Annotated in this window: 10 protein-coding genes; 3 read left to right on the top strand and 7 right to left on the bottom strand. The window is 40.0% G+C overall.

Annotated elements, in window-relative coordinates; genetic code table 11:
- Positions 1 to 129: 129 nt before the first annotated feature.
- Entirely contained in the window at positions 130 to 1,671 is a 1,542-nt protein-coding gene (locus ORNRH_RS07080) for a bifunctional GNAT family N-acetyltransferase/carbon-nitrogen hydrolase family protein (RefSeq protein ID WP_014791201.1), read from the top strand.
- 65 nt (positions 1,672 to 1,736) lie between these two features.
- On the opposite strand, the gene ORNRH_RS07075 is transcribed toward ORNRH_RS07080, so the two are convergent.
- The gene (locus ORNRH_RS07075) at positions 1,737 to 3,203 is read right to left on the bottom strand and encodes a sodium:solute symporter (RefSeq protein ID WP_014791200.1); all 1,467 of its coding nucleotides are present in this window, start codon (positions 3,201 to 3,203) and stop codon (positions 1,737 to 1,739) included.
- 90 nt (positions 3,204 to 3,293) lie between these two features.
- Here ORNRH_RS07075 and recR point away from each other — a divergent pair, with 90 nt between their 5' ends.
- Positions 3,294 to 3,899, top strand: coding sequence for a recombination mediator RecR (recR, locus tag ORNRH_RS07070; protein ID WP_014791199.1), 606 nt, complete (start codon positions 3,294 to 3,296; stop codon positions 3,897 to 3,899).
- A gap of 1 nt (position 3,900) precedes the next feature.
- Here recR and ORNRH_RS07065 read toward each other — a convergent pair whose 3' ends face one another.
- The gene (locus ORNRH_RS07065) at positions 3,901 to 4,836 is read right to left on the bottom strand and encodes a 2-hydroxyacid dehydrogenase (RefSeq protein ID WP_014791198.1); all 936 of its coding nucleotides are present in this window, start codon (positions 4,834 to 4,836) and stop codon (positions 3,901 to 3,903) included.
- A 91-nt stretch (positions 4,837 to 4,927) separates the two neighbouring features.
- Between ORNRH_RS07065 and ORNRH_RS07060 the strand changes: the two genes are divergently transcribed.
- Positions 4,928 to 6,079 carry an LOG family protein gene (locus tag ORNRH_RS07060; RefSeq protein ID WP_014791197.1) on the top strand — a complete coding sequence of 384 codons (1,152 nt, stop codon included), beginning with the start codon at positions 4,928 to 4,930 and terminating at the stop codon, positions 6,077 to 6,079.
- Positions 6,080 to 6,140: 61 nt separating this feature from the next.
- On the opposite strand, the gene ORNRH_RS07055 is transcribed toward ORNRH_RS07060, so the two are convergent.
- The 5 genes from ORNRH_RS07055 to ORNRH_RS07035 form a co-directional block, all read right to left on the bottom strand.
- Positions 6,141 to 7,604, bottom strand: a complete 1,464-nt coding sequence (locus ORNRH_RS07055) for an SLC13 family permease (protein ID WP_014791196.1) — start codon at positions 7,602 to 7,604, stop codon at positions 6,141 to 6,143.
- A gap of 12 nt (positions 7,605 to 7,616) precedes the next feature.
- Positions 7,617 to 9,305 (bottom strand): putative transporter, encoded by a 1,689-nt coding sequence (locus tag ORNRH_RS07050; RefSeq protein WP_014791195.1) that lies wholly within the window; start codon positions 9,303 to 9,305, stop codon positions 7,617 to 7,619.
- Between the two features lie 377 nt (positions 9,306 to 9,682).
- Positions 9,683 to 10,066 (bottom strand): HU family DNA-binding protein, encoded by a 384-nt coding sequence (locus tag ORNRH_RS07045; protein ID WP_014791194.1) that lies wholly within the window; start codon positions 10,064 to 10,066, stop codon positions 9,683 to 9,685.
- A 102-nt stretch (positions 10,067 to 10,168) separates the two neighbouring features.
- Positions 10,169 to 12,085 (bottom strand): DUF5977 domain-containing protein, encoded by a 1,917-nt coding sequence (locus tag ORNRH_RS07040; RefSeq protein WP_014791193.1) that lies wholly within the window; start codon positions 12,083 to 12,085, stop codon positions 10,169 to 10,171.
- A gap of 19 nt (positions 12,086 to 12,104) precedes the next feature.
- On the bottom strand, positions 12,105 to 12,749 hold the full coding sequence (locus tag ORNRH_RS07035; RefSeq protein WP_155814510.1) for a hypothetical protein: 645 nt from the start codon (positions 12,747 to 12,749) through the stop codon (positions 12,105 to 12,107).
- Positions 12,750 to 13,268 lie beyond the last annotated feature (519 nt).

The raw sequence follows: 13,268 nt of genomic DNA, 5'->3' as shown, positions 1-13,268 counted from the left end.
TTGAATACAAATATAAATAATTTTTATTACACAACAATTAAAACCTATAAAATTCAAATGCTATATCTCTCAATTTCACGGGCTTTTTTTATAATTATGTATCTTTGCACCACTTTTTAAATACAAACCATGAAAAACGACAATATAGTAGAGAATATTGAATTACATTATTTAACGGTGGAAGATTATCCACAACTTTTGACTGCGATGCAGGAATCTTATCAAAGCATGCCTCATCTAGTTTGGGAGAAAAAACAAATCAAAAAGTTGATTAAAATCTTCCCTGAAGGGCAAGTGGCGTTGAAGGTGAACAATGAAATTGCTGGTGTGGCTCTTTCGATCATTGTTCCAGGAAAAAAAGTGGATAAACACCATACTTTTAATTCAATTACGGGAAACGAAACTTTCTCTACACACGATGCAGACGGAAATGTTCTATACGGAATCGAGATTTTTGTACACCCAAAATTTAGGGGCATGAAACTCGGGCGAAGATTATACGAATACCGCCAAGAATTATGCGAAAAATTGAATTTAAAGGGAATTGCCTTTGGAGGAAGAATGCCTGGCTATCACAAATATTCTGAGGAAATGACGCCAAAGGAATACATCGAAAAAGTGAGCCACAAGGAGATCCACGATCCTGTGCTTTCGTTCCAAATGGCAAACGATTTCAGACCAACTCGTATTTTGAGAAACTATCTTCCTGATGATAAACTTTCGGTAAAAAATGCCATCTTAATGGAATGGGACAACATTTATTACGAGGGAAAAGACAAGGAAGAAACCATGCCTACTTCTAACAAAACAGTAGTGCGTTTAGGCTTAGTGCAGTGGCAAATGCGCCCGTACAAAAACTTTGAAGAAGTAATGGAACAAGCCGAATACTTCATCAATACGCTTTCGGGCTACCGAAGTGATTTTGCACTATTTCCAGAATATTTTAACGCACCATTGATGGCTGAGTTCAACCATTTGAGCGAGGCAGAAGCGATTCGTTCTTTGGCTAAATATACACCGCAAGTGCGCGAGAGATTTTCGGAATTGGCAGTAAATTACAACATCAATATCATCACGGGAAGTATGCCAGAAATCGTGGAAGATGAGCTTTATAACATCGGGTATCTATGCCGCAGAGATGGCTCGGTGGAGCGTTACGAAAAACTGCATGTTACGCCAGACGAGGAAAAAGCTTGGGGACTTGTGGGCGGAACGCAGCTCAAAGCCTTTGACACAGATTGTGGCAAAATCGGAATTTTGATTTGCTACGATTCCGAGTTTCCAGAATTGAGCCGCCTACTTGCCGACGACGGAATGAATATTCTTTTTGTGCCTTTCTTAACCGATACGCAAAACGGATATTCTCGTGTAAGACATTGTGCCCAAGCCCGCGCCATCGAAAACGAATGCTATGTCGCTATTGCGGGAAGTGTAGGAAACTTGCCAAAGGTGCATAACATGGACATTCAATACTCGCAGTCTATGGTGTTCACACCATGTGATTTTGCCTTTCCTGCCGATGGTGTAAAAGCTGCCGCTACACCAAACACAGAGATGATTCTCGTGGTAGATGTCAATTTAGATTTATTGCTTGAATTGCACGAGCAAGGTAGCGTGAAAAACTTAAAAGACAGAAGAAAAGATTTATATATCCTAAGAAGAAAATCTTAATTCCGAATAGTTTTAATTTTAATTATAGAAAAGATTTAGTATTAAAACAAATGCTAAATCTTTTTTTATTTAACTAATTTACTCACAGCATTCAGCACATATAGCAAAACTATGCTGATGATCGCCCCCGTGAGAATAGTCAAAAATCCCATATTAAAATCGTAATTTTTCAATAAGAATTGATTTAAAAAATAAGCCAAAATCGGAGTTGAAATACAGGCAACTGGGACGATTTTATCATTGGGTTTAAACGAAGTAAAAATCCCCAACAAAAACAATCCTAAAAGTGGCGAATAGGTATAGCCTGCCAAACTAAAAATTAGGCTAAACACATCGCTCCCAGAGTTTTGAAAAATCAAAATTAAACCAAGCATCACCACACTGAATCCTATATGCGTAATGGTCTTTAATTGTATCGGATTTTTCTTTTTTTCGATGCCTAAAAAATCATAACAAAATGAAGTAGTGAGTGCTGTGAGTGCAGAATCCACACTCGAGAAAGCCGCGGCAGCGGTTCCCAAAACAAACATCACGCCCGCCAATAAACCAAAGTGATTAAGCGTTAAAAATGGCAAAACTTTGTCGGTTGCAATTTGAGATACGTCATTCACCATTTTGGTAGGCAGCTCGATTTGGTACACATCGGCGTATAAATAAAGCATCATTCCCAAAAACAAAAATAAACATTGCACCACCGCCACCGAAAAACTAAAGACAAGCGTATTTTTCTGTGCTTCGCGCATGTTTTTGCAAGTCAAGCTTTTTTGCATAATGTTTTGGTCGAGTCCATTCATCGCCATGGCAATCAAAATCCCAGAGAGAAACTGTTTCCAGAAATAGGAACCACTGTTCACATCAGTATTGAGCCATCTCCAGTAGCCTTTTTCTTCGCCCATAGCAATCATGTCGCCCAAGCCCATTTGTAGTTTAGAAAAAATGACAAAAACAATGCTTAACGCGGCTAAAATCAGAAAAGTAGTCTGCAATAAATCTGTCCAAACAATGGTTTTAATCCCAGCTTTAAAAGTGTAAAGAAAGATTAAAACCAAAAACAAAAGCCCAAGCCACCAAGCGTGTTCATTGCCTAAGCCAAACAAAACTTGCAAGATTTTGATGGCTAAAAGTAGTCTCAACCCTGCCCCAAAGGACTGCGAAAGCAAAAAGAAAAAGGAACCTGTTTTATAACTAAACCACCCAAACCGATTGTGCAAATAGCTATAAATGGACACCAGCCTTAATTGATAATAAATCGGTATCAACACAAATGTGATGAACAAATAGCCAACTAGATTTCCCAAGAAAAATTGCGAAAGATAGAATGCGTTATTCACCACGCCCCCAGGAATGGAAACAAAAGTTACCGCCGAAAGTGCGGCTCCAATCATTCCATAAGCTACTACAAACCAAGGCGATTGATGATTGCCCGTAAAAAAGGTTTCGCTAGTGGATTTTCGTGAAGTTAAATAGCTAACGAATAATAAGACACAAAAATATCCTGCAATCAAAGCAGCCGTGAGCCAAGGCGTGAGCATAAATTCATTTTTTTTATTTCGCGTAAAAATATAAAAATTAAACGAAACTTTCTTTAGCACAAAATCTTTTATTTATACCTTTGCGCTCCTATGCACTATCCTAGCAAAATTTTGGAACAAGCAGTAGAAGAAATCTCTCAACTACCAGGAATTGGGAAGCGCACGGCTTTGCGTTTAGCCTTGCATATGTTGCAACGCCCCAAAAGCCAAACACATGTTTTGGCACAATCGATGACGAAATTGGTAGACGAAATTCAATATTGCAAACAATGCTATGCACTGTGCGACAACGATATTTGCGAAATCTGTGAAAATCAATTGCGTGAGCAAGACATTATTTGCGTTGTAGAAGACATCCGTGATGTGATGGCGATTGAAAATACGGGACAATATCGTGGCGTTTATCATGTTTTGGGCGGAAAGATTTCTCCCATGGAAGGCATAGGTCCCGAAAAATTAAACATCGTTCCCCTACTCGAACGCGCCAAAAATGCCAAAGAAATCATTTTTGCCATGAGTAGCACCATGGAGGGCGACACCACGGTTTTCTATCTATATAAATTACTAAAAGACAGCGATGTAAAACTTTCCACCATCGCACGCGGAATCGGTGTGGGCGACGAGCTCGAGTATGCCGACGAGCTCACGCTAGGGCGTTCTATCACGCACCGAGTGCCGTACGAAGATAATTTATAACTTAGCCAAATGCTTCAATAATTTTATCGGCAATGACTTCTGCTAGTTTCACTTTACTTTCAAGAGTCCAGCCCGCGATGTGTGGCGTGAGCAACACATTTTCAGCTTGAATTAAATAATTTAATTCTTCTGGAATTTCGCTTTGCAATAAAGACTCAAAAGATGCTTTCTCTTGCTCTAGCACATCAAGTGCAGCGGCTTTCACTTTTCCCGTTTTAAGGTGTTTCACCAAGTCCTTTGTAACTACGGATTTGCCACGAGCCGTGTTGATAAAATATATATTTTTATGGAATTTTTGAAGATACGCATCATTTACCAAGCCCAGCGTTTCGGGCGTTTGCGGAATATGTAGGCTTAAAATATCTGCTCGTTCAAACACCTCATCCATCGTGGATTGGCGAGCATTTTCATCACTGAGCCCGTCTTTGATATCATAAAATATCACTTTGCAACCAAATCCCTTTAGCCTTTGAGCAAAAGCTTTCCCCATATTTCCATAGCCGATGAGTGCCACTACTTTTCCTTTAATTTCTTCGCCACGATTTTCTTCTCGTTTCCAGATGCCTTGGCTCACTTCGCGATTGGCTATCCAAAAACGATTCATAATGCTCAATAGCATGCCCATTGCCTGCTCTGCCACCGCATCGCGATTACCTTCGGGCGCGTTAAAACAAATGATTCCACGGCTTTCGGCAAAATCTAAATCTATGTTCTCCAGCCCTGCGCCTACTCTGCCGATAAATTTTAATTTTTCTGCCTTGCTTAAAAAAGTTTCGTCAATCGGGAAACGGCTTCGGATAATGATTCCATCGTAGTCTGCAATTTTCTGTTCTACTTCGTTTTTGGGCGAAGTATAATCTTCATCAACGGAAAAACCTGCTTTTTCTAATTTTTCAATTAAAATGGAATGATTGGTATCTAGGGCTAAAATTCTCATTTGGCATAATATTTAATACAAAGATACGAGTATTATTTATTAAATAGTGAAATTAAGTATTTAAGCTATTTTTTTATGTAATTTTGATGTTATGAAACGAGGAAAACTTATTAGAACTTTAGATTACTGGAGAAAACATACCAAGGCGAGCAATAGTTTGAGGGATTTGGTAATCCAGAATTTAGATTTTACCAAAGAGGCTATCAATTGGGAATCTTTTGAATTAGATAATACCGTTTTTATCAGTTGTGATTTTAAGCAAGAAGATGCTTTCCTATTGATGCAAATGGGGGCTTTTATTTATCCAAAATTTGATAATTTACCTTTTAATCCTAATCGAAAAACGCTTTACACTCACGAAGAATTGCTGGAGGGCTATGATCCTGTGCACGACAACTCTACCGATTTGCAAATCTATAAACACTTTAGCCTAAATAAATACAACCCAGGTTTCCATATTGCGATGGCACAACGGTTACACGATTTCAATATCGATGAATCTATCCGCGAATTGATGGGCTACAACGATCTGGGCATGACGGATCGCAAGGCTATTGGTTTCATGGGAGGGCATTCTACCCGCAGGGGTTCTGAATTTTATATTAAATCGGCGCAAACTGCCAAATTGCTTGCCGAGGAGGGCTACTACATCGTTTCGGGCGGAGGTCCTGGGATTATGGAAGCAGCAAATTTAGGAGCTTATATGGCAAACAAAACTGAGGCAGAGCTCATGGATGCTATTGAAATATTAAGCGATTTGGATTTTGGAAAATTAAATCCTGAGGAAACTAAAGATTTCTTGGCTAAAAACTATTTAATTCAGGCTAAAAAGGTTTTGGAAAAATATCCAAGCACTACCGAGAATTTGGCGATTCCCACTTGGTTTTATGGGCACGAGCCTACCAATGTTTTTGCAACACATGTGGCTAAATATTTCTCCAATTCCATTCGAGAAGATGTCTTGCTTGCCATTAGCTTATATGGTGTAATTTTCGCGCCAGGAAGTGCGGGCACCACGCAGGAAATTTTCCAAGAAGCGGCACAGAACCACTACGGAACCTTTGGCTACTACAGCCCGATGATTTTCTTGGGCAAAAAACGATATGTAGAAGATTCTTCTCTGTATTCGGTTTTGCACCAATTGGCAATAGGACAAGAATACAAGAAATTGCTCTACTTAACTGATGAGCCAGAGCTAATTGTTGATTTCATCAAGAAAAATCCACCAATTCCCGTGGCTTAAAAAAACACAAAAAATCCCGAATGATTGAAATTCGGGATTTTTTAATTAACTATAAAATCAACTAAGACATGAATCCAAAATAAGACAACAGCAATACCCACAGAATAGTGAGCACAGGTCCTAGCAAGCCTATCCAGAATCCTCCTAATTTAAAATCGGATTGCTTTAAATATCCTGTACTAAACGCAATTGCATTAGGCGGTGTAGACACGGGCAAGAACAAAGCAAATGATGCCGAAAGCCCAATAACAACGGCGGCTTCTATGGGGTTTACACCTGGCAGAATGGTCGCTACGGGGATTAAAATCGTTGCCGTTGCGGTGTTGCTCATAATGTTGGAGAATATCACCGTGGCAAAGGCAAAGATGATTAAAAACACTACATCATAAAATTCATAATTACTGATTTTTGAGACAAAGAAATCTGCCAATCCACTTTGTTGAATCGCAATACCGAGCGACAAACCTCCCGCTACGAGCATCAGTGTATCCCAAGGTAATTTTCTCACGCCCACGCCTGTAATGATGCCCAACATGGGCAATACGATGATGGGAATACCTGAAATTGCAGCCGATGGGATTCCGTGCACACTGCCCGTAAGCCACAACAATACGGTGATAATCAAAACTCCGATGACCATGCGCTTATTGAATTTCTCCATCTGGCTTTCTAGTCCTTTTTTGTGCAAAAAGTCGATTTCGATAGGCGTATTTTTGATCTTGTAGACTTTAATTAAAATAAACCAGAAAACTACCATCAAAATAAGGGCGATGGGCACGCCATAAATCATCCAATCGAGGAAAGAAATGTAATGAAGATCGCCATGATCCCTCGCCAAGTTATTAATGGCGTCTACGGCAATGGCATTGGGTGGCGACCCAATGATTGTCCCTACCCCACCAATGGCTGCCGAAGCTGGTATCCCAATAAGCAAAGCTTTGCTCACTCGGTTTTGGTAGCCCACCACATCGATAAATGGCATGATGGAGGCTATCATCATAGCAGTGGTGGCAGTATTAGACATAATCATGGAGGCAATTCCCGTTGCCATCATCAGTCCTAGAATAATGTGCTTGGGATTGTTGCCCACTCTAGAGATACTCAAACGGAACAAATCTTTGTCTAGCCCCGTGATTTTAAGTGCTTCAGCCAAAAAGAAACCACCGAGCATTAGCCAAATTACAGAGTTAGACCAAGTTTGCACAAAGGTTTTTACATCTATATAGTCTGCCTGCCCTTTGATATTGGTGGCAGAGTTTCCTATGAAAAATATTAGTAATCCTACGATGAGGAGTCCCACAGCAAAGGGAGGCACCGCCTCTGTTACCCAGAGTGAAATGGCTAAAAAGAGAATGAATACTACATAGATTTGAATCATGTTTAAACTCTCCTCATAATGCGCCATGGCGAATGTAACTCCAAAAGCAAAAATAATACAGATAAGGAATAGGATTATCCTACGCTGTGCATCTATCACACGCTGCATTTTCTTTGATAAAATCTGTGCGGCTCTTCTTGAATCCATATATTAAAGTGTTTAAGTATAGAAAAATAAAATTAAAAACTGTGCGACCATAATTCGTAAAAAGGTAGTGAGCGGATACACAGTGGCATAGCTCACCGCTGGAGCATCTGAACCTGTTGACTGATTGGCAAAGGCAAGTGCAGGCGGATCGGTTGATACTCCAGCTAAGATTCCACAAATTTCGGGATAGCTCAATTTGTAAATAGAACGGCATACGATGGAAGTAACAATCAGAGGCACCAAAGTAATAATCACCCCTAAAAGCATCCAATATAAGCCATCTCCGTTTACGATGGTTTCCACAAAGTTTTCTCCCGCGCCGAGCCCTACACTGGCTAGGAACAATACGATACCTATTTCGCGCACCATTAAATTGGCACTCTGTGAAACATAATGCGTTACAGAGAATTTTCCGCCATAGCGGCTGATTAAAATCGCTACCACCAAAGGACCTCCTGCCAATCCTAATTTCACAGGCAATGGCACGCCTGGGATATGGAATGGGATACTTCCTAACAATACGCCTAAAATAATTCCAAAGAACAATTCTGCGATATGTGGAGTACTCATTTCTTTTTTAGAGTTACCTACCGCTTTGGCAAACTTCTCGATGTCTTTTTCTTCCCCAATTACGATAATGGTATCACCGAACTGTAATTTAGTTGAAGGAGTTGCTATAAACTCTAAACCTGCACGAATATAGCGTGTTACAGTGATAGGGTAAGCATTAAATATATCAGACTGTCCTATCTTTTTAGCATAAGCAGCTTTTTTGGTAACGCTGATTCTTTTAGATACAATTGGGGAATTGCCTGGATTGTCTAGTCCTAAATCGGTCTCGAAATCTTCTTTCCCTACAAAGTTTTCAATTTTTCTAAAATCATCTGGTGCTGCTACAATTAGCAATACATCATCTGCCTCTAGTATTGTTTCGGGATTGGCGCGTAGAATTTTACCTTTTCTAGACAATCTGGAAATCACTAAATGATCTCCCAACACTTCGTAGATGTCTCCCACTTTTTTTCCAAAAAGCTGAGGATTTATAACCTTAATCGCTCTACGACTAAAAGTGCCTGCCTTGGCTATTGTTTTCCATTTATTTAAACGAGACTCCGCCTCCACATTTACGCGCAAAATAGATTTAAACAAAAGCATAACAATAATGATCCCCAAAACACCAAACGGATAGCTCATAGCATAGGCTGTACCTAGTGTAGAAATTTTATTATCTGGATTTCCATTTGTTAAATCCATAATGGTTTGTTGTGCCGCACCGAGCCCTGGCGTATTGGTCACCGCTCCAGACATCACTCCCGTGAGCACCACAATATCTTCTTTAGTTATATAAAAAATGGCAAGTACCGTAATCACACAAGTTACAATGGTGATGATTGAGATGAAGTTTAACTTTAGCCCCTCTTTTTCTAGCGAAGCAAAGAAACCTGGACCTACCTGCAAACCAATGGTGTACACAAAAAGAATTAAACCAAATTCCTTAACAAAATGTAGGATTTCTGGATTGATGGTGAATCCAAAATGCGAAACTGCTATGCCCGCAAAAAGCACAAAGGCAATTCCAAATGAAATCCCAAAGAATTTGAGTCTTCCTAAAAAAACACCCAACGCAATTACAATGCTATATACAAGTACTGTATATGCAATACTCTCATGATTAGAGAATAAATCAACTATCCATTCCATATTATTTGTACATAATTTTTAAGTTTCGTAAAGATGTTTAAAAAAAATAGCCTGTACAAATAAACGATTATGGTTTTTGTCATAGTTTACACAAACCTATCTACTTTTTTTCGCTCTAACCTTAAAAGTAAGCGATTTCTTGCGGTGATAAAGTAAATCTAAAAGTATTTTTTTAATCCTGCCTCTAGCTTAGGCATAAAACCTGCGCAACATTGTCTTGAAACCTGCGCAGGTTTTGCTCCAAACCCGCGCAAGTTTTAGCCCAAACCCGCGCGGGTTTCTGTTGGAACTTGCGCAGGTTTTTACAATACTACAAAAAAAAGAAAGGCACTAAAAAATAGTGCCTTTTCTACTATAAATAGGAATGATAAATAAAACTACGCCTTTTCAAATCCTGCCGACTTCATCGCATCTAGAATACGCTTGCCTGGGCGGTAGTTTACGCCTACTTTCTTGATTAATCCCGCTTGAAACTCCTTCTCGCTTGCGGCAGCTCCACTGCTTAGCGTAGGGTAGAGCGTTCCTAGTTTCTCTAAGCGTACAATCTTGCTGGCGGCCAAGGCGTCTTGAATTACATTCTCTAGCGCAATGATGACACCACGGATGTCTGCCTCGCTGAGTGCCGAAAACTTCTCAATTTGTTTTACCAAATCGTCTATACTATACTCTCCATCGTTCACCACATTGGCATAAAACTTCTTGGTCCCGCCACCTTTTACACCGGGCTGACCTCTCTCTACTACTTTATATTTAATGCTCATTTTTTTTGTTTTTGATTCTTATTTGTTATTCATAATTCATATTTATAATGCTTTTTTTGTGGGCTTAATTCTCCTCTTTGAGAAGGGGGAATTAAACGCTCGCTAATCCTTGAGGCAACGAACCGGATACCCGTAGGAAGGACTGGTTTTGCCCATGCTGCTACCGCTTGAGCTGAAGCGCAACTCCCATGCGTAGAGGCTCTGCGTAGACGACCAGTAGTAGCCGCCGCTACCTGTGTGACTGAACTGCGAACCATTGGCGTAGTTGCGGAAGCCTGCAGCGGGAAGATTTAACTTACGCTCTTTCCACATTGAATTGCCTGAACCCACTGCGCGGAACAATTGTTCCCACTCGGACTTAGATGGAGTATGATACCCATTTGGACATGGATCATGATAAGTGGTTAAACTTGACAACATATCTCTACTCCAAGACAGATTTGAATGAACTACACGTCCAAAAATGAACCTTGTCCAATCTACTAACTCATGTCCATTTGCCTCTCTACCCCGCTGGAACAACGAACCATATGCCTTATAATCAGCCTTACTTGTAGCCTGCTGGGTTGGATTAAAGTGTGGAGAATTAACATTAGCATAATCCGCTCCTAAATTGTTATTTAACCATGTTCTGCCATCTGGACCTGTGATAGGAATATACACAAACTGGTGCTCTAATCTACCATTGGTCATTACATTAAACTTCTTATCTGGGATACCGCCTAAAGCATTCACCACCACTGTTTTCTCTTGTCCATTGATGCGTACTTTAAACTCTGCCACCTTTTCAGTTTGTCCTGGGGCTAGCATTTTTACTTTGTAAAGACTTGGCGTACTCATCTCTGCTGAGATATAACCATTTCCATTGGCTAATTGACCAGCAGGGATTGTTAAGGTTGCCGCTGTACTTCTTCCATCTTGGGCTGCTCTCGCAAGGGTTTGCGTTTGGGCGGTTACTCGCCCATAGCTTCCTCCATTTCCTCCTGTATACGGAATTTGTATCTGCACCTTATTACTTCCATTGTCTATTTTTCCCTGCACTTGTGCTCCTTGATAAGTAAGCGATACCACATAGCCTTTTGCATCTTGCAAAGTAGCGCGGACTCCATTTCCTAAATTCGCAACGCCACTATTGGGGTCTTGTCTACATTGTCCACGGCTATTTGCCTCTCTTTGCCCATTGGCAATCACCCATTGGGTGGCTGCGGCTACTGCGGCATCTAATGCCTTTCTATCAGCATCCTCTTGGCTTATAGTACTGGTTGCCGTAGCTTGTGATTGGTGAGACACTTCATGACTTCCCCCTATATAACCAGCCCCACAATTGTTTCTAGTAAAACTTTTGCGGTAAGTTCCCGTTTTGGTAGCAGAATAGGTGGTAGTGCTTGGTGGAGGTGTTACGCCTGTACCTGGACCTGTGCCTGGAGATACTGGGGTGCCTCCGCCTGGGTTGGTGGTAGCTACTCCAGATACCGGCACCCAACCCGTACCATTATACACCTCTACTTGCTTGGTGGTGGTATTATAAATAATGGTTCCTTCTTCTACAACTTTTAACTTATCTCTTTCTTCTGTGCTATATTTTGGCAAAGTGCTTAAAGTAGATGTTACTGATTCCGCGCCCAAACGCACCCATTGCCCTTCTGATAAATCTGTTGTTTTTTCTGTCCCTTTAGGATTATAGAAATAATAAAAGCCTGGTGTTACAGACACTTGTTTTCCTTGCGTAGCGGCATTACTTCCCGTGGTTCCCTTTGCGGTATTATACACTATCATACCATCAAAAGCAGTGCGAGAATATTGGTATCCACCTAAATCTGTAGTACTAAACTCAAACTTTGTTAAATCTGTTCTCGGAAAATTTAAACCTTTTCCTAAAGAAACCTTTGAGAAGGTATTAAATGAACCATCTAAAAAGTAGTTTTTATCAATGGTCAAAGCAATTGTGCTATTCGTCGTATTTTGAGCATAGCCTACTGCTAACCCTAAAAGAGATAAACTGATAAATATCTTTTTCATGATTTCTTATTTTTTCCGATTAAAAACCTCCAATCACCCACCAATATTCACCATCAGACTGCAATACTTGACCTCTGTTTCCTCCTATTGCCCCATTGTTCTTTGGAATATCACTTCCAAAATAGGTTCTATTGGTTGTTTCTCCATTTCTTATACATAAAATTCTTCCTTTATTATTTTTTGCGGAAGGAAGAGCAATACCATCTCCATCCCCTTTAATAACGATTGTATAGTCTGAATCTGTCCAATCAGTTGCTAACATTGGTAATTCTTTAGTTCTAATGCTTGCAATGGTTTTTCCTAACTTCGTTTGAGCTGGAAAGCCATTTACAGTTCCCCCTGGCTGTGCACCACTTGTTGGAGCGGAACCTACTAACTCTTGTAGCGTAGTGGTACTAATTGGCAAACGCAATAAGTTTCCATCTTTGTCTACTACCAAAATCTCGGTGGCTTTTACTTTCGGGTCTGTAGGCAATACGGCAGCTCTCGCTTTTCTTACACGCGCTCCCCCATTCACATCTAAGGTTGCGGTAGGCTCATCGGTGTTTATTCCTACGGCATCTTTACTCAAAGGTCCTTCCGTAGCAGTCTCTACTTGTCCGAATACTTGGGTACTCAAGCCTAACAAGGCGAATACTCCTAAACTTAACATTGTCTTTTTCATAAAATTTAATTTTAAAAAGTTTCTATTCTGTTTATATATTTGCATCTGTTATTATTTTTTTATTCCCCTTGTTTTCATAAAAAAAGCCTTACCGTGGTGTTAGGGGATTTCCACAGCAAGGCCAAAACTTAAAAACGATTGTCGGCTATTCTCATAGCGAACATTACATAACAACTTTCCTAGCTGTTTAGCTAGAAAAATTAAGTATGAAAAAAAACATTCTACTAGGAAGCTCGTTCCACGAGAGTGTATGAAAAGAAGTATTTTACAGTGTGGGGCACTGCAAAAACATTTATTTTTAGATAAACATAAAGCCAATGCTCCTAAACGGAACTTTGGCTTTATTTTACAATATAGTATAGCTAGCAACAAGCTAGCAATGGTATTTTTGATTTTTAAATAGGAAAAAGAAGCATTTGCACAAGCAAATAGACAGGTTATATTAAGGTATAAGTTGTGTGTGTGTGTGTGTGTGTGTGTGTGTGTGTGTGTGTGTGTGTGTGTTTACACTTTTTCTCG

Source organism: Ornithobacterium rhinotracheale DSM 15997, assembly GCF_000265465.1.
Taxonomy (GTDB): domain Bacteria; phylum Bacteroidota; class Bacteroidia; order Flavobacteriales; family Weeksellaceae; genus Ornithobacterium; species Ornithobacterium rhinotracheale.
Note: the sequence above shows the minus strand (reverse complement) of the source record. Positions and strands in the feature narration are given on the sequence as shown.

Coding starts and splice junctions, on each gene's coding strand:
- ORNRH_RS07080 (WP_014791201.1), top strand. CDS start 130: ATGAAAAACGACAATATAGTAGAGAATATTGAATTACATTATTTAACG.
- ORNRH_RS07075 (WP_014791200.1), bottom strand. CDS start 3,203: ATGCTCACGCCTTGGCTCACGGCTGCTTTGATTGCAGGATATTTTTGT.
- recR (WP_014791199.1), top strand. CDS start 3,294: ATGCACTATCCTAGCAAAATTTTGGAACAAGCAGTAGAAGAAATCTCT.
- ORNRH_RS07065 (WP_014791198.1), bottom strand. CDS start 4,836: ATGAGAATTTTAGCCCTAGATACCAATCATTCCATTTTAATTGAAAAA.
- ORNRH_RS07060 (WP_014791197.1), top strand. CDS start 4,928: ATGAAACGAGGAAAACTTATTAGAACTTTAGATTACTGGAGAAAACAT.
- ORNRH_RS07055 (WP_014791196.1), bottom strand. CDS start 7,604: ATGGATTCAAGAAGAGCCGCACAGATTTTATCAAAGAAAATGCAGCGT.
- ORNRH_RS07050 (WP_014791195.1), bottom strand. CDS start 9,305: ATGGAATGGATAGTTGATTTATTCTCTAATCATGAGAGTATTGCATAT.
- ORNRH_RS07045 (WP_014791194.1), bottom strand. CDS start 10,066: ATGAGCATTAAATATAAAGTAGTAGAGAGAGGTCAGCCCGGTGTAAAA.
- ORNRH_RS07040 (WP_014791193.1), bottom strand. CDS start 12,085: ATGAAAAAGATATTTATCAGTTTATCTCTTTTAGGGTTAGCAGTAGGC.
- ORNRH_RS07035 (WP_155814510.1), bottom strand. CDS start 12,749: ATGAAAAAGACAATGTTAAGTTTAGGAGTATTCGCCTTGTTAGGCTTG.